The sequence below is a fragment of the Fictibacillus sp. b24 genome, from assembly GCF_030348825.1.
Lineage (GTDB): Bacteria > Bacillota > Bacilli > Bacillales > Fictibacillaceae > Fictibacillus.
Genome location: NZ_JAUCES010000005.1, coordinates 2,703,453 through 2,721,872 on the forward strand (window position 1 = coordinate 2,703,453; position 18,420 = coordinate 2,721,872).

20 protein-coding genes, 2 riboswitches and 1 other annotated feature are annotated in these 18,420 nt (G+C 39.7%); of the genes, 6 read left to right on the plus strand and 14 right to left on the minus strand.

The features are described from left to right. Nucleotides 1–4 precede the first annotated feature (4 nt). From QUF49_RS14030 to QUF49_RS14040, 3 genes are read right to left on the minus strand one after another with little or no spacing between them, the layout of a single operon-like run. A complete protein-coding gene (locus QUF49_RS14030; RefSeq protein ID WP_289496252.1) occupies nt 5–934 on the minus strand; it encodes a GNAT family N-acetyltransferase in 930 nt (309 codons plus the stop codon). Between the two features lie 34 nt (nt 935–968). Then, nucleotides 969–1,172: a helix-hairpin-helix domain-containing protein gene (locus tag QUF49_RS14035; RefSeq protein WP_289496253.1), complete on the minus strand. Its 204-nt coding sequence runs from the start codon at nt 1,170–1,172 to the stop codon at nt 969–971. A 12-nt stretch (nt 1,173–1,184) separates the two neighbouring features. Next, the gene (locus tag QUF49_RS14040; RefSeq protein WP_289496254.1) at nt 1,185–1,703 is read right to left on the minus strand and encodes a GNAT family N-acetyltransferase; all 519 of its coding nucleotides are present in this window, start codon (nt 1,701–1,703) and stop codon (nt 1,185–1,187) included. 738 nt (nt 1,704–2,441) lie between these two features. Here QUF49_RS14040 and cyoE point away from each other — a divergent pair. Continuing rightward, nucleotides 2,442–3,356, plus strand: coding sequence for a heme o synthase (cyoE, locus tag QUF49_RS14045; RefSeq protein WP_289496255.1), 915 nt, complete (start codon nt 2,442–2,444; stop codon nt 3,354–3,356). Nucleotides 3,357–3,399: 43 nt separating this feature from the next. Here cyoE and QUF49_RS14050 read toward each other — a convergent pair whose 3' ends face one another. Together QUF49_RS14050 and QUF49_RS14055 are read right to left on the minus strand one after the other, a co-directional pair. Next, nucleotides 3,400–3,762 carry a group I truncated hemoglobin gene (locus QUF49_RS14050; RefSeq protein WP_289496256.1) on the minus strand — a complete coding sequence of 121 codons (363 nt, stop codon included), beginning with the start codon at nt 3,760–3,762 and terminating at the stop codon, nt 3,400–3,402. A 364-nt stretch (nt 3,763–4,126) separates the two neighbouring features. Further along, nucleotides 4,127–4,990, minus strand: a complete 864-nt coding sequence (locus tag QUF49_RS14055; RefSeq protein WP_289496257.1) for a 5'-methylthioadenosine/S-adenosylhomocysteine nucleosidase — start codon at nt 4,988–4,990, stop codon at nt 4,127–4,129. 158 nt (nt 4,991–5,148) lie between these two features. Then, nucleotides 5,149–5,252, minus strand: a riboswitch (purine riboswitch). A gap of 245 nt (nt 5,253–5,497) precedes the next feature. On the opposite strand from QUF49_RS14055, the gene QUF49_RS14060 reads away from it, so the two are divergent. Beyond that, nucleotides 5,498–5,758 (plus strand): hypothetical protein, encoded by a 261-nt coding sequence (locus QUF49_RS14060; protein WP_289496258.1) that lies wholly within the window; start codon nt 5,498–5,500, stop codon nt 5,756–5,758. Nucleotides 5,759–5,776: 18 nt separating this feature from the next. Here the strand turns inward: QUF49_RS14060 and QUF49_RS14065 are convergent, their stop codons facing one another. From QUF49_RS14065 to QUF49_RS14075, 3 genes are read right to left on the minus strand one after another with little or no spacing between them, the layout of a single operon-like run. After that, nucleotides 5,777–6,319 carry a GNAT family N-acetyltransferase gene (locus QUF49_RS14065; protein WP_289497662.1) on the minus strand — a complete coding sequence of 181 codons (543 nt, stop codon included), beginning with the start codon at nt 6,317–6,319 and terminating at the stop codon, nt 5,777–5,779. Further along, nucleotides 6,319–6,771 (minus strand): HIT family protein, encoded by a 453-nt coding sequence (locus QUF49_RS14070; RefSeq protein ID WP_289496259.1) that lies wholly within the window; start codon nt 6,769–6,771, stop codon nt 6,319–6,321. The genes QUF49_RS14065 and QUF49_RS14070 overlap by 1 nt, the downstream gene beginning before the upstream one ends. 57 nt (nt 6,772–6,828) lie before the next feature. Beyond that, nucleotides 6,829–7,308: an NUDIX hydrolase gene (locus QUF49_RS14075; RefSeq protein ID WP_289496260.1), complete on the minus strand. Its 480-nt coding sequence runs from the start codon at nt 7,306–7,308 to the stop codon at nt 6,829–6,831. Nucleotides 7,309–7,417: 109 nt separating this feature from the next. Here QUF49_RS14075 and QUF49_RS14080 point away from each other — a divergent pair, with 109 nt between their 5' ends. Beyond that, entirely contained in the window at nt 7,418–8,497 is a 1,080-nt protein-coding gene (locus QUF49_RS14080) for a nitric oxide synthase oxygenase (RefSeq protein WP_289496261.1), read from the plus strand. Nucleotides 8,498–8,614: 117 nt separating this feature from the next. Further along, nucleotides 8,615–9,538, plus strand: coding sequence for a S66 peptidase family protein (locus tag QUF49_RS14085; protein WP_289496262.1), 924 nt, complete (start codon nt 8,615–8,617; stop codon nt 9,536–9,538). Between the two features lie 79 nt (nt 9,539–9,617). Here the strand turns inward: QUF49_RS14085 and tyrS are convergent, their stop codons facing one another. From tyrS to QUF49_RS14100, 3 genes are all read right to left on the minus strand, one after another. Next, nucleotides 9,618–10,862: a tyrosine--tRNA ligase gene (gene tyrS, locus QUF49_RS14090; protein ID WP_289496264.1), complete on the minus strand. Its 1,245-nt coding sequence runs from the start codon at nt 10,860–10,862 to the stop codon at nt 9,618–9,620. A 464-nt stretch (nt 10,863–11,326) separates the two neighbouring features. After that, nucleotides 11,327–11,559: a binding site (T-box leader), on the minus strand. 8 nt (nt 11,560–11,567) lie between these two features. Further along, nucleotides 11,568–12,080, minus strand: a complete 513-nt coding sequence (locus QUF49_RS14095) for a MarR family transcriptional regulator (protein ID WP_289497663.1) — start codon at nt 12,078–12,080, stop codon at nt 11,568–11,570. 97 nt (nt 12,081–12,177) lie between these two features. Next, the gene (locus QUF49_RS14100) at nt 12,178–13,287 is read right to left on the minus strand and encodes a DUF3626 domain-containing protein (protein WP_289496265.1); all 1,110 of its coding nucleotides are present in this window, start codon (nt 13,285–13,287) and stop codon (nt 12,178–12,180) included. 127 nt (nt 13,288–13,414) lie between these two features. Between QUF49_RS14100 and QUF49_RS14105 the strand changes: the two genes are divergently transcribed. Next, nucleotides 13,415–13,990 (plus strand): hypothetical protein, encoded by a 576-nt coding sequence (locus tag QUF49_RS14105; RefSeq protein ID WP_289496266.1) that lies wholly within the window; start codon nt 13,415–13,417, stop codon nt 13,988–13,990. Between the two features lie 4 nt (nt 13,991–13,994). Here QUF49_RS14105 and modB read toward each other — a convergent pair whose 3' ends face one another. The 3 genes from modB to QUF49_RS14120 form a co-directional block, all read right to left on the minus strand. Beyond that, nucleotides 13,995–14,651, minus strand: coding sequence for a molybdate ABC transporter permease subunit (modB, locus tag QUF49_RS14110; RefSeq protein WP_289496267.1), 657 nt, complete (start codon nt 14,649–14,651; stop codon nt 13,995–13,997). Further along, a complete protein-coding gene (gene modA, locus QUF49_RS14115) occupies nt 14,652–15,446 on the minus strand; it encodes a molybdate ABC transporter substrate-binding protein (protein ID WP_425590499.1) in 795 nt (264 codons plus the stop codon). Nucleotides 15,447–15,607: 161 nt separating this feature from the next. Further along, nucleotides 15,608–16,432, minus strand: a complete 825-nt coding sequence (locus tag QUF49_RS14120; protein WP_289496269.1) for a MetQ/NlpA family ABC transporter substrate-binding protein — start codon at nt 16,430–16,432, stop codon at nt 15,608–15,610. A gap of 127 nt (nt 16,433–16,559) precedes the next feature. Beyond that, nucleotides 16,560–16,676: riboswitch (SAM riboswitch) on the minus strand. Between the two features lie 234 nt (nt 16,677–16,910). Between QUF49_RS14120 and QUF49_RS14125 the strand changes: the two genes are divergently transcribed. Beyond that, nucleotides 16,911–18,419: a spore germination protein gene (locus QUF49_RS14125; RefSeq protein ID WP_425590469.1), complete on the plus strand. Its 1,509-nt coding sequence runs from the start codon at nt 16,911–16,913 to the stop codon at nt 18,417–18,419. Nucleotide 18,420: the final 1 nt, after the last annotated feature.

Below are 18,420 nucleotides of genomic sequence, written 5' to 3' on the forward strand. Positions count from 1 at the left end.
CCCGTTATCTAATTTTGCTGTTTTCGTTATATAATTTGAGAAGTTCCTCAACGGGGATATTATCAATTTTCATACCTGTTATGTCACTTTTCTCAATCTCAACATTTCTGAGGTCACAGTTTGTTAGCTTTGAACCGTGCAGATCACATCGCTCAAAAGTTACAGGTGTATTTTGGTCGCCAAGGTTCGTATCTGTAAAACGCACACCACCTAAAGTGACGTAAATCATTTCACTACCAGATAGATTTAAATCAGCAAAGAGCGTATTTCGGTAATTGATGTTTTGAAATTTAGAATGACTAAGATTGCAGTTACTTATATGGAAGTGGCTTGCGTTGCTATTACTCACAGAACTGCCTTCTAAGGTAACTTGGTAATATTTTGATTGACTTAAGTTGCTATTTTCATACTTCATGATAGATAGATCTTTGTTTTTTACTAAACGATCCTGTTCACCAGAAGCTTCCAGTTGTTTAACATAACAAAACTCATCTTCACCTTCGAAACTAGTGACATAGCCCATCTTTTTATAAAAGTGATGATTGTTCAGTTGCCTGCTCGATGTTTCCAGATCCCAAGCTCTCATATGAGGAAACTCTTTTTCAATTAAGGTGATAACCGCTGACCCAATCCCCTTCCCTTGAAATGCTGGATCGACAAATATCCGATCAATTCTGCCGTATGATTTTCCTGAAACAGTTGCAATCAGTCCACCTACCAATAACCCTCCGTACAGAACTTTGAAGTATTCCAATTCTCTAATCATGTACTTTGTCATTTCTATGGAAGAGTATCCCGGTGGTTGAATATTGTAGTCGGTGATATTTTGATCCTGTAGCCATTTTTCCGCTTCCTGATCAAACGTTTTTTTCATAATCGCTGTTAATTCATCAGCATCGTTAAGTATTGCTTTTTCTAGTGTGACTTGCTTCATGTAAGCGCTCTCCTTTTTATGTATAAAACATTCACTATTTTTTAAACGACAGTCCCTTTTCTTTGAGTGCATCTAGTAGCTGCCCCATTGCTTTTGGACCCATTCCATGTAGTTTCATAAGTTCTGTTTCAGTCCAACTAGTAAGCTGTTCAATTGTCGAGATGCCTGCAGATGCAAGGGCCCGTTGAGCGGGTTTTGCCAGTTTATTCGGAAGGTTTGTATTTTGGTAATTGGGCATGCCCTCACCTCTTTAGCCATTTAGTTGTTTCGTATAATATAGATTCAAGTCATCATCAACAAACACATGAGTACCAGGCTGGACTTGCTCATAATTGTATTGAAGGCCATGACCATCAGGGATATAACCTTTCTTACAATACAAACGCTGCGCAGTCCCGTAATCACTAAACAATCCGACTCCAATTCCAACAGTATCATGTGTTTCAGAAATAGCTGCTTCTAGCTCATCTATTATTCGTCCTGCAATACCTTTGTTTCTGAAAGCGGAAAAAACATTCAAGTCATTGATCTCTGGTATGTCATTTTTCTTAAAGTAAGGGTAATCAGACACTTTTTTCAAATGAGAGCATCCTGCTAAAATACCGTCATAATAAGCTAAAATGGTAATTCGCTCTCCACTGATATTTTCTTCATAACATTTCTCGAAATAACCTTTATCTCTAATAATCCCATGCATTGCAAAGACATTCTTAACTTCACTTATTAAAGATTCGTCATTTAAAAGTTGTAATTTAATTTTATCGTACATTCTCTCCACCCCAAACTAACAAATGCTTCTGAACATGTTTTAATTATCTACAAAAACCACATCGAAAAATAATTTCACGTTATTGGTATATGAACGATTTCAAATCCATTACGACTGCGCGGGCTGCAAATACTTCGTAAAATACGCCCCTAACAGCAACAACCCTACTGTACTCCCCCAGCTCCAAATGCCAAGGAAATCAAACCAGTATGCGAGGAGATTCATTACAGCGACCAAAAAGAAACAGATCGATGTTAAAGCTGTCTTCAAACCGGTAATACCCTGTGCCTTACGCTGCCGAACTACATATATAATGGAGAAGATCAGGGATACCAGGACAAGAATAGATAAGATGGATTCCATGTGTACTTCCCTCCCATTTACTATCTACTTAATAATACGACATAGATAAACGAAATGTTTCAAAATTTTCCAAATGACAACTTTAGCCTCATATTTTCTTTTTATACCGATCGATTGAGCGCGCGATTCTACAATTCTTATTGCAACAACACTTCACCATTTTAAACCGTTAGACCTCAAGCCTCGTAAGCGTTTGTATCACATTTCCATCACACAAACCTCACAAAACGTTCACAAAACCCTTTTGTAATGTGTCCTCAGGTGTTCTATTATTTGTACTGGGAAAAGATTTAGTGCTTTAATAGAGGTGGATTTAAGGTTACACTATATGGATAATATAGAGAGAGAAATATTGTGAAGATGGTGTCTTATAGTATGGAGAGAAGTGTTAGTATAGAAAAACAAAAACGGTCAGAGGTCCTGTCACAAACGGTGAAAACAGGGATCATCAAATCGAACCTTGTTCCCATGTTTGCAGGACTTACGCTGGCTTTATATACGTACGATATTGATCCAGGCACGAAGATTCTAGATGTCTTATTTGTCTTGATCGGTACGATTTTAGTCATTGGTGCTGCTGGTACGTTTAACAACGTTTACGACCGGGACATCGATGCAATAATGGAACGAACAAAAGGAAGACCTACTGTTACGGGCGAGATCAACATAAAGTCTGCCATAACTTTAGGAGCTGTGATGGCTGTACTTGGAATTGTAGCGCTCGCATTCACAACACCACTTGCTGCAGTGCTAGGTTTTCTTGGTCTATTCTTTTACGTGGTTCCTTATACGATGTGGACGAAGCGCAGAACAATCTACAACACAGAAGTCGGCAGTATTTCTGGAGCGATGCCTCCCCTGATTGGGTGGGCGGCAATGACCGGAACTCTTGCACACCCTGCGATTGCGGCGTTATTCATCATACAGGTGATTTGGCAGATGCCTCACTTTTATGCGATTGCGATCCGCCGTCACGATGAATATAAAGCTGCTCGTATTCCGATGCTGCCTGTTGTAAAAGGTGTAAAAAGAACGTACACGCAAACGAACATTTACCTAGTGCTTCTAAGCTTAACCAGCTTTCTGTTTCTGCCATTAAGCTTAGGCTTAACGCTAGTAGCACTGCTCATGAACGTTGGATGGCTTGTATTAAGCATCTACGGATACAAGAAAAACAAAGATTCAGAGAAGTGGGCGAAGCTGCTTTTCATCTATTCTCTGATTCACATGACGATCCTGTTTTCAACCGTTATCGTGTATTCGCTTGTTGGAATTTTCATATTGAAATAAAAAATGCTCCAGAGTTTTATTACTCTGGGCATTTTTTTAGTTCCTATTTATAGAGAATGTCATCTTTTAAAGTTGCGACTTTCGTTAGAGCTTTTTGGATATCATCTTCTGGTACTCCAAAGTGAGCAAGTGCGTCATGCAAATGTGTAGCAATGCTGTTGAAATGCTCGGGTTGCAGATTTAAGCCTTCATGCGCTTTTTCCATAGATTTACCACTATATTGCTTAGGACCGCCTAAAGCAAAACTGATGAATTTAGCTTGGTGGTTTTTTTGTTTTTCCATATCGGTATTTTCAAAGAAATGATTAACAGATTCATCTTTTAGAACGAGCTCATCATAAAAATAATCTACTACCTTCGTGACGGCTTCCTCGCCGCCAACTTTTTCGTAAAGTGTTTGTTCCATGATTATATCTCCTTTACCTGATTGTTTGGTTTTCTTCTTCAATCATAACTCATTTATCAAATTATGAATCCTTCAAAAGTTGTTAATTTCAAACTTTTGGTGATACTACCCGATTCATTGCCTCTAAACTCGTGGACTCCTCTCTTTGAAAGGGCTCCAAAGTGTCCTTTTACTATCAAACACGAGCTGCAAACAGCTTTGAAAATAAGCAGACCATTTTTGGTAGCAAAACTGCTCCTTTCCATAATACAATCAGTACTAAGAACCTGTAAGAAAGCCCTAAAAGCGAATCTATTTCATGTTCGACAGAGCAGAACGAACCAAATCCCGCTGAAGCAAGTTCAGCGGGATTTTCTAATACGGATTATTTATCTTTTTTCATAGCAATATATTGTTTAACCACTTCATACACATAGTCTTGGTTAGCAGCCGCCGTTGTCGGATCGTATTTGCCGCCGTTTGTTTTGTTGTTAGAAAGTACGCGGATTCCCAAGAACGCAACATCATACGCTTTAGAAATCTGTGCAGCTGACGCGCCTTCCATCTCTTCTACTGATGTTCCAAAGTTCTCGTGGAACCATTTGATGCGATCTACTTCATTATTCCAAACGTCCGCAGAACCGATTGTACCTTCAACGACTTTCCCTTTCGTGTACTTGTCCTTTACCGCATGAGCCGCCGCTAACAACGCCTTGTCTCCCTCGAAGTAACGAGCTTTTTCAGCATTCGGATCTTCCCCAGCACTGCCTTCAGATGCCATCAAGTCCATCGGGATCCAAGAAGTTGGGTGGATACCTTCGTTCGATTCTTTATGAGGCGTTTTTAATGAACCTAAATTTACCGTTCTCTTGCCGAGCACGATATCAAAAACGTTTAGACTCGGATCATGTCCACCAGACGTACCTTGGTTGATGATGGCAACTGGCTTGTACTTTTCGATTGCAATGGCTGTTGCCGCTGCTGTGTTTTCCATACCTTTACCCGTTTTTGCAACGATTACCGGATAGTTATCAAGCGTGCCTTTATAAAATACAAAATTTCCAGACTTCTCTTCTTTTACATTCTTTAAACGTTTTGCAAAATTCTCCGCTTCAATCGGCATAGGTCCTTGAATGATGATCGGTCTTTTCGCCTTCTCTTTTCCTGCTGCTGTTTGGTTAAAATTAAACCCTGCTAGTGCTGATAAAAAAAGTACTGCTGCGATCGCAAACAAACCATATTTTTTCATAATGTTTTCTCCCCCAGTTGTAGTATCTCACTCGAATAAGTTCAAACAAAAAAGTCTAGAGTATGTAGAATGCTTTCTACCTCTAGACCATATGAGTCAAAGTATAGTAATTGAGCAGGTGCCAATTCACAGAGTTGCTGAAACGGAAAACCCGATCATACAAATATACTTCAACTCGTAGTCCAGTTCTTTCATTGGGAACTGGGTAGAAACACTCAAACCTTATTACCGAGCATATACGAGTAATTCGTTTTTATGTAGTTTACTTTGATAATATAACAATATAAACAACAGTTTTCAACCAAAAACTTAACTATAATGATAAAATTTATTAGAATGTTCGCTTTTAAACAAAAATACTAACGGCTTCAATTACTCTCAACTCCCACAAAGCGAGTTACAAAAGCCTTTATCGAGAGTACAATAACAATATACTTCTTACTAAAACTAACTCTTATAAAAAGTGAGGATATTAATATGCATATAAAATCCAAAATAATAGTCTTCTTGTACTTTTTAACACCGTTTATTCTTTTTGGATTAATGGGGATAAAACTGCGAGAAAGTTTTCAAGTGAGTTTCAACCAACTAACAGCTGCGGATTACTTACAGATAACTGTGTTGCTGGTGGTAAAAACAATTTGTGCGATCGTTGTGATTGATACATACGTAAAGCATGAAGAAATGAACTCGCGAGAAAAGAATGGGTTGATTGCACTTGCTATTTTTAGTGCACTAACAATAGCTTTTGTCATTTCTATTATTTAACCTTTCCAGCAATACGTTTTATGTAAGATCGCCTTTTAAAATGGAGTATATTAAAAGATCATCGAACTTCCCGCACGTATATTCATAGTGTCTAAGCAATCCTTCTCTCATGAAGCTAGTTTTCTCTACCAGCTTTTGAGATGAAGTATTTGCAGGTTCAATGAGCGCTTCGATCCGTTCTAGCTGCAAGTGTTCAAATCCAAACTTTATGACAGCTTCTAACGCTTCCGCGGCTATTCCTTTTCCCCAGTACTGCTTACTCAGTTCAAATCCCACTTCAGCTCGAAAATGCTTAGGTGCTCTATTGAGGAAACCACAACTTCCGATTACATTACCTGAATTTCTTAATGTAATCCCCCATCTCATACCTGATCCTTCTTTTACAATGGTTTGATACCACTGAATTTCACTATGAACGTCTTTAACAGTTTCGTAAGGTTCGAGTCCCATATGTTTTACTACCTCAGGGTCAGACAAATAACTAAGCATGTCTTCTGCATCTTCAAGTGTTACTTCTCTTAAAATCAATCGTTCGGTTTCAATGGAAAGGAAATCTATCATCAAACGCTAGACCTTTCTTTGAAACTTTTTTTAATAGAAGTAATTTTTATCAATTCATCGTATAATTTCATTTTCATCTCTTCCAGTTCTTCGCTAGAAGGCTTTACTTCCTCTGAAAACATCTCCTCACGATTTACCCACCAGACAGGACCTTTTACAGGTGAATCATTCTTTCTTCGGGGAAACAGATGCCAGTGCAGATGCGAATCTCCATTCCCGAGTAATTCATAGTTTAACTTCTCAACATCAAAGGCTATATAAACGGCTTCAGCCACTTGACTCATTTCTATCAAAAACTTATTTTTCACGGGGTTCTCTAAAAAATGAAGCTCTGTCTTATGTTGTTTAGATAAAAAAAGGCTGTATCCCTTAAAATATTGATGATCTCCAATAACCACATACCCTGTTTCTAATTCAGCAACAAAATAGGGATTTTTTTTATTTTCAATCATTTTAATACGCTCACAAATTAAACAGCTCTGATTCGTCATGGCTAAACCCTCACTCTTTTATTTTGTATTCATATTAGCATTAATTTCCTTTTTTGTGTTCTGATTGTTTATTCTTTCATTTAGTTCCCACAGTGCCGTTTTGTTGCTATCCCATTTAAGTTCAATCAATGCTTCCTCATAACCCACCCATTTGTATGTGGAGTGCTCCCTCGAGAGCGTTAACTCATCATTCAACACTTCCATACCAAATGAGTATTCAGGAATAACATATACGTCCTCACCCCATAAATAATGACCGACAACATGTTCAACTGGCAGCGATGTCACTGTATCTAGCTGGATGAGGTTGCACGATGAACTTAAACCTGCTTCTTCCAATGCTTCACGTCTTGCTGCTTCAACAGGCGTTTCTCCTCCTTCCCCACCACCAGCAATTCCTTGCCAATAGTTAAGATCGGCTCTTTTTAAAATGGCATATTCAACACGGTTTTTTCTTATTCGAAAAGGTATAACCAAAACTTGGTACGGAGCTCTCAATCTTCATTCCTCCAAAAGGTCATGTACTTATTTTGTAACACTTCCAAGCGGTATTTCCTCAAAAACTCGGCTATTATAGTAATACACTTATTTTGTTGGGGGCTTTACTTTGGAAACCAATCTTTTACAAGAAGCAACGGAATTCATTACTTGCTGCTACCAGGAGTTAAATAAAACACAAGAAGAAATAGAGAATCGAATCAACGAGATTACGAGCGAGATCCATGAACAAGGCACATACAAACACACATCTTTCGAAATAGAGTATGGAGCGAAAGTCGCTTGGCGGAACAGCAATCGCTGTATCGGAAGACTCTTTTGGGATCAGATGCATACATTTGATAAACGACATCTGGAAACAGAAGAAGACATCTTTCAAGCGATTATCGAGCACATGAAGTATGCAACGAATCATGGGCGCATTCGTCCAACCATCACGATTTTTTCACCACAAACAGATAATCAGCGAGTTCGTATCTGGAACCATCAGATGATTCGTTACGCGGGGTATCTGTTAGAAGATGGCGTAGTTGGTGATCCAGCATCCATCGAATTTACGAAAAAATGTATCGAATTAGGGTGGGAGCCTAAATACGGACAATTTGATATTCTCCCAATCGTTATCCAACTAAACAACGATACTCCTAAATTCTTTGAACTGCTTGACGCGGTTACTCTAGAAGTGGATATTCGCCATCCGGAATATGAATGGTTTCAAGATCTGCAGCTGAAATGGTACGGTGTTCCTTTCATTTCTGATATGAAACTTGAAATTGGAGGCATTCACTATACAGCAGCTCCTTTTAACGGATGGTATATGGGAACGGAAATTGGCGCTCGTAACTTAGCAGATGAAGACCGGTACAACATGCTGCCGCAGATTGCATCACTCATGGGGCTAGATACGAAAAGCTCTATTTCTCTTTGGAAAGATAAAGCACTCGTGGAACTGAATATTGCCGTGCTGCATTCGTTCAGAGAAGACGGCGTTAGTATCGTCGACCATCATACGGCAGCACAGCAGTTTAAGAAGTTTGAGGAAAAAGAATCAGAGAGCGGCCGTAAAGTTACGGGAAACTGGGCCTGGCTTATTCCTCCAATGTCCCCGGCCACTACCCATATCTTCCATAAGCCTTATAAAAATGAAGTCGTAAAGCCGAATTATTTTTATCAGCCTAAGCCTTACTGATAAAAGCTCACACGAAAACGTTCAGAAACTCTATCTGGACGTTTTTTTCATACCTTCCTCTTCTGCAAAATATACTTGCTATGAGGGTTTTGGGTTCGATGGAGGGAGCTGTATGTAATGGCAATAAAACCACGTCAATTGCAGCGGGGTGACACAATCGGAATTGTAACATTAGGAAGCCCGCTAGAAGCGAACATTATTAATGAAGGAATCAATACATTAAAAAACATGGGGTTTAAAGTCGTCATAGGCGATTATGTATATGCCGCTAACGGTTTTTTAGCAGGAACGCCGCAGCAGCAGGCCACAGATTTAATGAACATGTTTAAAAATCAGCAAGTGAAATTAATTCTGCCTACTAGAGGTGGTGTGGGAGTAGCGAGCATTCTCCCCTACCTGGACTTCAACATCATAAAGAACAATCCAAAGATCGTTTCAGGTTATAGTGATATTACCATTTTACTGAATGTCCTCTATCAATTTGCAGATCTTGTTACGTTTCAAAGCCTAATGCTTTTAGATTTCCGCCAAGGAACGCCACCTTACAACTATAACCAATTCTTCAATAGCATTACTCAATTAACAACACCGTGGTCCATTAATAATCCTCCAGGAATTCCCCTTGTAAGTAAAGTTCAGGGTAATGTTACGGGGCAGATTGTTGGCGGGAACCTTACATCATTTGTAGGCAGTTTAGGCACACCTTATGAAATTGATACGAAGGGAAAGATATTATTTCTTGAAGATACACATGAACCGGTTAATACGATTTTTCGATATTTGAATCACCTGAAGCTCGCAGGTAAATTTGATGATTGTATCGGAATCATTATGGGTGAATGTACAGAATGCCAACCTGCTTATGGGAAAACGTACGAAAACATAATTGATGAATTTCTCGTTCCACTTGGAAAACCATTGATGACAAACCTTACAAGTTCACATGGCTTTTATAAAGCAGCAGTACCCCTCGGTGTAAATGTGACCATGAATACGTATAACCGTTCGCTCACAGTGATGGAGCCAGCAGTGAGTATATAACTATTATGAGTGATATACAGGACTTACAGGAAAACGACCACAATTTTATGGTCGTTTTTAAAGTCCTGCAAGCTTTACTCTATATTTTAATCTTCACAAATTTCCGCTTACCTACTTGAACAATCATGCCTTCCTCCACTTGAATCAGCAGATTCGTATCTTCCACTTTTTCACCATTAATTTTAACACCACGGTTGCCAATCATTCTGCGAGCCTCACTTTTTGACGGAAGCATCTTCAGTTCAACAATCAGGTCAATAACCGATACTTTCTCTGCACCCTCCCACTTCATCACTGGAATCTCATCCGGCAGGGTTCCTTGCTGAAACACGTTAATAAACTGCTGTTCTGCCGCATCTGCTGCTTTCTCCCCATGGTACATCTTCACAATTGTTTTGGCTAAAAGCATTTTTGCATCGCGAGGGTGTATTTTTTCATTCTCGATATCATCTTTCAAACGCTGGAGGTCTTCAGGTGTAAAATTCGTTACAAGTTCAAAGTACTTTGTCATGAGTGAATCTGGTATCGACATCGACTTGCCGTACATTTCTTGCGGTGCTTCATCTATACCAATGTAGTTCTTTTTAGACTTCGACATCTTTTCAACGCCATCTAATCCTTCTAAGAGAGGCATCAACATCGCAACTTGTTTTTCTTTGCCGAACTTTTCTTGGTAGTGTCTTCCCATTAAAATGTTAAACTGCTGATCCGTTCCGCCAAGCTCGATATCACACTCCAGCATAACGGAATCGTAGCCTTGCATAAGTGGGTAAAAGAACTCATGCAGCGAGATCGGCTTACCTGTTGAGATTCGCTTATCGAAATCATCACGCTCCAAAAGCCGTGCCACCGTTATTTTTCCTGCAAGGTTAATAACATCTTCAAAGTTAAGCTGTGACAGCCATTTCGAGTTGTAATGAAGTTCAACTTTTTCCATGTCCACGATTTTACCGAACTGTTCGAAGTATGTCTTCGCGTTATGCTCCACTTCTTCGGTTGTAAGCTGTTTACGCGCAACAGACTTCCCTGTCGGATCGCCAATCTTTCCGGTAAAATCACCAATGATAAGCTGGATGATATGGCCGTTCTCTTGAAACTGTCTGAGTTTATTCAGTACAACCGTATGACCGAGATGTACATCTGGCGCTGACGGATCTAGACCGAGCTTTATTTTCAACGGGCGATTTTCAAGAATCGATTTCGCCACTTTTGTTTCTAAATCTTCAGCAGGAATAATCTCCTGAACACCTTGGCTATAGAGCGCCAACTGCCTCTTCACTTCATTTCTTTGATTCTCTGTTAATAGTTCCATAACCTGACTCATTTGATTTCCTCCTTTTAAATTTAAAGGCTATTTTTGAAAAATTTTGTTGCTCTTTTAAGAGGATGATTACCTTTTAAGTTGTTTTGAGGCGTATGAGAGAAATAATTTTTAGAAAAAAGCCAAAATAGGTGCAGTTTAAGCTATAAAAAAGGATCTCCCCTTATACTAGGCGGGGTATCTAATCCACTAATTCTAGAAATTTTGGAAATAATCCTGGAAATTTTGGAATTATTCCGGCGAGTTTTGGCTATAATCCCGCGAGTTTTGCTCATTTATCCGCGAGTCGATAAAACTCGACAAATATCGACCAACCCTATACCCCCACCCCCAACAAAAATCAGTCCTCACTCTCCCGCATACCAGTATTACTTCACTCAAGCAACGTTCATGCACAGCTTTTCCTAGTGGTTAGATTAAATTCGTCTAGTGTTTTACAGCAAAACAAAAAGACCACATCCCTAAAACTAAGGGACGTGGTCTAACTTTTACACGCGGTACCACCCTAATTGAAGAACGTAACATTCTTCCGCTTAAAAAAATAACGGTTTCCCGTCCTTTGCATCTGACCTGAACAGTCAAAAACAAAGAAAGCTCCTGGAAATGTAATTCACATGATCTTTGTGCCGGTTCGCACCATCCACCGGCTCTCTGATTACAGGGAGATCATTGCTACTGCGTTTCCTGTCATTGCATTTTTATATAAAATTAGAAATTATTTTCTCGGATGACTCGTCTAAGCAAGCCTGATATTACTTTTTGCTCTTCAACTGACAATGAAGATACCACTTCAACCTCACCTTGATGAAACTGAGGATACAGCTCCTCCATCACTTTTCTGCCTTGATCGGTCAGCACCACACACGTGATACGCCTGTCGCGATTATCCACTTTTCGATAGCAAAGCTGTTTTCTTTCTAATGTATTCGTAATGTTGCTTATGGTTGCTTTCGAAACACCAGCTGACATTGCGAGCTTTTTCGTCTCGACCGATTCCCAGATCCAAAGGTCATACAAAATGGAAAATGACGTCCACGATAGACCGTGTTTTGCTAAAACTTCCCGCTCCATCTTATTCCGCAATCCTTGTGCCGCTCGGTAGAGATTAGTTACGACAGTTATAGCGTCCAAGTGGAGTGACTCGATGGGCGCCTTCGCTAATTTGTTGATGGTATCCTTTTCTTCCGGCAATAATTCACCGAACTCATCAAAAGAATAGATGCTAACCACTCCTTAAAGTTTTCATAATCGTTAGCGTTGAAACGATATTAACAAAGTTACATGGTAAATGCAAGATAGTTTTTTAGATTCTCTGTTGTTAAGTTGCCCATTTTGTCTTGTCACCATTATGATGTGGTTTTCCATACTTCACTAAAACGTGCCAAAGCAATTTCAATTCCTGAAGGGCTTCACTATATGTTCCTAGGTCGCTCCAAGCGTCTGGATTCCGCTTCAAGTCCATAACGGCACTACCGACAACACTGGCATCAATCACATTATTTTTTGCGATCCGTTTTGCTAAAGAAGGCATAGTCGGACCTCTAAAATCAGGCGGTACTTCGTCTGCCGTTAGCTCGAATCCCATATGCCAATAGAGATTGATTGCATATTTAGAACAAAGTTGTTCCAATGTTTTCCCAACCCTCGTTTCCTTAAAAGATGGATCTGCAACAAGAACTTCAACATCTTCCTTTAAAGAAATGTCACCATGAACTTGAGCTTCAATATAATGATTAAGATTACGAATCACCTGTTGCTTTGATGGATCAAGTACTGCCTTATCTAGGTTGGATTGAAGATGATTGATTAGTTTTCCTGGTGTTAGATTCCTTTCACCAATGGCAAAATCCCTTGTGAAAATTTCAACCAACAAAGCGGACATAATCATATCAAACTCAGTCAGCGTTCCCTTTTCAACAGGATCTTGATGAGAGTCCAAATACGTGAACGTTGAGCGTTTGGAGACTTGAGGAGAAAGCAGAAAATAACACGAACCAAAACGAGGAGCTGGACCGTCTGGATGTAGCATCAGATTCAAAGCGCCGTATTTCGGACGATGGCTATTGGTCGTCCCTTCCAATTGATACGCTCCTCCAAAAATTCTTTCTTCCCACGTATCACGCAATCCGCCAGGGTATGCTGAAACGCTTCCGTTCGAAAGCAGCGTTTCAAACTGACTTTTATAAACACCGTCGAGCAGTAAAGCTTCAGCAACCATTTTCAAACTTGAGTTTGGCCGATCTGGATGAAAGTGGAGAGCGATTCTTGCATTCTTTTTTATTTTCAAAACAGCGTCTTCATATAATTGGACTGGGATATTCGCCATCTTTAGAATGTGTTTGATTGACTCACATGCTTCATCTTTATGGTTTTTAGCATATTCCTCAAAGAACTGGATAGCTGCATTTTGCGAACGAGATAGTTTCATAAATAACGGTTCCCCTTTAATGATTTATACAGCTATTCGTCACGTTTTTGTTATATCCTTTGATTTTTTTTAAAAGGAATAGGGCGAATTCTGGAACGAATATATTCAAGATAAGGAGTGATAAAACATGGAAAAGGCAAGAAAGCGAAGTATGACAAGAACAAGAAGCTTTCGTACTCCAAAGACAATTACTCTTATAACGATGCTTTTTCTAATGATTGTTGCGATAGTTAGTTTATTTTTGTCGAATTCTATATATCATGAGCACCTCGTATTATCTGAAGGCCTTTACTGGCTAGGAGGGTCGATCTTTTCACTTTTTATGTCCATCTTCCTAGTTCATTATAAGATGGAGAAAGTGATTGAAAAGATTTTCGTTCCTTTACTGATTGCTGGTACGCTCATTTGTTCAATTGTTTTTGCCCATACCGCTGTTCAGCTTTTTAGAGATAAAACAGCTTATGATCATGAGAAATTTCAAAGTGTTGAAGGTATACCCTCTAATATTACGTACGATGGTTCGAAAAACGGCAGAGATTATGTGGCAACCATTACAATACAGGGAACAACTCTTCATTTTGCTCAACAATCTATTCTAAGATCCAGTTTTATAGAGAAGTATAAAAATAAACCTCTAAAGCTAGCCTACCTGCCTAGAAGCAAGTATGCAGTAGCGATAGAGGTATTAAGTGAGCAACAATAGAGAATCAAGCCCTTACTCGATTTACAGCAATTAACATTAAGAAAGAAATTCCAACAACACTCGCTACCCACATCCAGGCGAGATCCATGTTGCCAGAGTCGATCGCCATGTAGATTGCGGTAGATACCGTTTGCGTTTTTCCGGGTATATTCCCCGCAAACATGAGTGTTGCACCGAATTCTCCCAAAGCTCGGGCAAAACTTAATATGGCACCGGATACGATGGCCCTAAGTGCTAAAGGAATGGATATCCTCATAAAAACATGCCATTCATTCGCTCCATCTACACGTGCCGCATTCTCAATATCTCCGTCAATGGACTCGAAACCCGATTTTGCCGATTGATACATGAGAGGAAATGCAACAACCGAAGACGCGATTACTGCGGCCCACCATGTAAACATGATTGGTTGGTGAAATAACCATTGTATGAGTTGCCCGCCTGGACCATTTCTCCCGAATAAAACAATCAGAAGAAAACCAACTACCGTAGGCGGCAGCACTAAAGGCAGTAAAAAGAACGTTTCAACAATAGATTTCCCTTTAAATTTTTTGTGAGCCATCATCCGTCCAAAAAATAAGCCTGCAGCGATTACGAGGATTGCCGCAACTAGTGCAATTCCTAACGACAGTTTGACTGGTGACCAAAAGTCGATAGCCATCTAATTTTCTACCCGCTTAAAACCATTGTCTTCAAAGACTTTGATCGACTCTTCTTTTTTCAGAAATTCATAAAACTCCTTGGCTTCTTTCTGATGTGAACTTTCTTTAGTTACGCCTACGGGGTAGACGATAGGTGAATGCGTTTGCTCGCTTGCGGTTGCTGCAATTTTCACTTTATCCGAGATCACGGCATCTGTTTTATAAACAATTCCAGCGTCTACGTTTCCCGTTTCTACATAGGTTAATACTTGACGCACATCTTTGGCATAGACCATTTTCTTTTCGATCTCGTTCCATAGATTTAAGCTTTCAAGCGTTTCTTTCGCATACGTTCCAGCTGGCACAGACACTGGCGTTCCGATTGATATTCGGTCGGCTTTCGGTAAATCCCCAAACCCATTTATTTTTGAGTTGGTTGAAACGATTAGCACCAATTCGTTACGCAAAAGATCTGTTCCTGAGTTTCCCTCGATGAATCCCTCTTTTACAAGTTCATCATATTTATCTTCTGCTGCTGAGAAGAACAGATCAACAGGTGCACCTTGTGCGATCTGCTGCTGCAGTGCTCCTGATGCTCCAAAGTTATATGTAATCTTTACATTCGGATGTTCTTTTTCATAGACGGCTGCGATTTCATTTAACACATACTGCAAACTAGCTGCAGCTGATATGGTAAGTTCAACTCTGTCTTGTGTTTTTTGTTTGTTCGATTGATCTTGCCCCTGTCCTCCGCATGCCGTTAAAAGTACGATGAGCATCGTTAGGCAAATCATCATATGATACCTTCTTCTCACTTCATTTCTTCCTTCCACAGCAATGTCTGATTACATTTGATTATAGCAAAGCATTAGCGGAAACTCTTCTATTGTACTTGCTTTCGTTTGCGTAAATTAAATTTCAAATAAAAGAAGCCGCCATGAAGGACGATTCCCCTTCGTGACAGCTTCTTCTTCTCTTATTCTGTAACGGCAAGTACAGACCCTTTATACTCTTTGTCGATAAAGTCTGTGATCTCTTTAGAGTGAAGCACTTCAAGCAAAGCTTTGATCGCTTTTTTATCTTTGTCTCCTTCACGAACCGTGATGATGTTCGCAAATGGTGATTCAGACCCTTCTAGTGCGATAGAATCTTTTTTTGGATTCAGATCAGCATCAATCGCAAAGTTTGTGTTGATCACAATCGCATCGCCTTCATCGTGTTCATATGCCTTCGTTAAAAGGCCTGGGTCAATGTCTGCCACAAATTCTAAGTTCTTCGGATTTTCTACAATATCGCTTAGCTGCGCTTCATAGCCTTTTCCTTCTTTAAGCTTGATTAGTCCTTCTGCTTCAAAAATGGAAAGAATTCGACCGTGCTCAGCTACTGAGTTACTTAAGATAATTTTCGCGCCATTCGGAAGATCCTTCAATGACTTATGTCTTTTCGAATATACTCCCATCGGCTCGAGGTGAACAGCACCTGCGTTTTCAAACTTGTACTTTGGATTGTCTTTCACCTGCTGTGTTAAATATGGAATGTGCTGAAAGTAGTTCGCATCGATTTCTTTTTCATAAAGTGATTTGTTCGGCAGAATGTAATCTTGGAATTTTACGATTTCTAGGTCAATTCCTTTTTCTTTTAAAAGCGGTTTTGCTTCTTCTAAGATTTCAGCATGCGGTACGTTCGATGCCCCAACGACGAGCTTTTCGGTTTTCTCCCCGCCATTTGCTGCTGATGATCCACAAGCTGTTAACACAAACACTGCCAAACTTGCGAGTAAAACTTGAATGATTCTTTTCATGATCTAATCCCCTATCCTCTAGTTCTCTATATTTTTATTTGATAAAAACTCTTCAAGAGGCAGCATGCAAAAAGCCTTCTGAGCTCATAAAAGAGACAGAAGGCTTCTCGAAAAAAGATCCGATTTCCTCTCATCTCTCAGCGTGACCGCTGTTAGATTTAGCACCGTTTTCATACTGACTATTCAGTACGAATGGTTGCCGGGTTTCATAGGGCTAATTCCCTCCACCTGCTCTTAATAAGAGTGTTCATATCAAATTACTTTGTATTATTACAGGAAATCCATGTAATGTCAAACACTTTTTTCGAATTATTCTGAACTCCTTGTGTTTCTTAATTCTGGCGTTGCAGCAATGGCAATTCACTCACCTTTTCTCTTAAGGGAGATAAAACCGACAACCTCGCACACAAAGAATATTATTAAATCCAGAGGAAATGCTAGGAAAATAACTTACTTCAAAAACGAGTGGGTGCCGCACGTGAACTTTTTTAAGAAAAAGAAAAAACAGCCAGAACAAAAACAGACCAATAATCAAGATTCTTTAACTTTTCAAGAGTTGATGCAAAAATTAAGTGCTTCTGCCGACTTTTCAACCGTTAAACAATCATCTGCGAGCACATTTTATATCTCATATTATAAAACTCTCGTAAACCCAGAATTTGTTCACCGAGATTTATTACCTTATATCACAGATCTTCCCCTTAAAAATCTAGATGATGTACAGAAACACTTGCCTTTAGATGGCATAGTAAAAACGAATGATGTTCGTGATATCGCAAACAAGGTAACAGAAGGCTTTATTCTTTTACAGATGAATAAAGAGGATACAGAGTGTCTGTTGATACCCAGTCTTTCAACAGAAAATAGGCAAATTTCGATTCCAGAAACCGAGTTCAGCGTAGTTGGTCCTAAAGAAGCATTCGTAGAATCACTCGATACGAACTTGAATCTCATACGAAAAAGACTGCCGATTCCAGAGTTTATAGTTAAAGAGGTGCGCGTTGGTAAACTCACGAAAACAAGAGTTGCCATTATCTACATAGATGGAATCGCTGATCGTGAAAATGTAAATACGGCAATCCAACGAGTCAATGATATTGAATATGATCATGTAGTAGACAGCTCTTTTATCAACCAAATGATTTCAGACAATGGAAACTCACCTTTTCCACAGCTGATTGACACAGAACGTCCTGATCGTGTGGCGAGTGTACTGGCGGAAGGAAAAGTCGCAATAATGGCGGACGGTTCACCACATGCACTGACAGGACCAACAACAATCGTTGAGTTTTTCTCAGCCTTTGAAGACTACTTCCTAAACTGGGTATTAGCTTCCGCTTTTCGTTTGATCCGTTTGATGGCAGTCATGTTTTCCGTATTATCCACACCGCTTTATGTCGCGGTTTTAACGTTTCATTATGAGATGATTCCTGAAAATTTGTTGGCGACACTTGTGGCGTCACGAAATGATATACCTTTTCCGCCTATCCTTGAGGCAATGGTATTAGAACTTTCAATCGAACTGCTGCGCGAGGCAGGAGCGAGACTGCCAACTAAAGTCGGTCAGACGATCGGGATCGTAGGCGGTATCGTTATCGGAACTGCTGCTGTTCAAGCTGGACTCACGAGTAATGTTCTCTTGATCATTGTCGCGTTAGCCGCCCTCGCATCTTTTACAACACCTGTTTATCAGATGAGTAACACGATCCGTCTGCTGCGCTTTCCCTTTTTATTGTTTGCTCAATTTTTAGGTGTACTTGGTGTAACAATTTGCTTTGCTTTTATCTTGGCTCATCTGTTGAAATTAACTTCACTTGGCAGGCCTTATATAGCGCCACTTTATCCGCTGCGTACGAACGATTTGAAAGATGCGCTCATTCGTATGCCGTTCAGTTCACAATTCAACCGTCCAGACTCATTAAGACCTAGCGATAAAAAAAGGATGAATAAGAAGCGCGCAAATGAAAAGCATGATATAGAGGACTAAA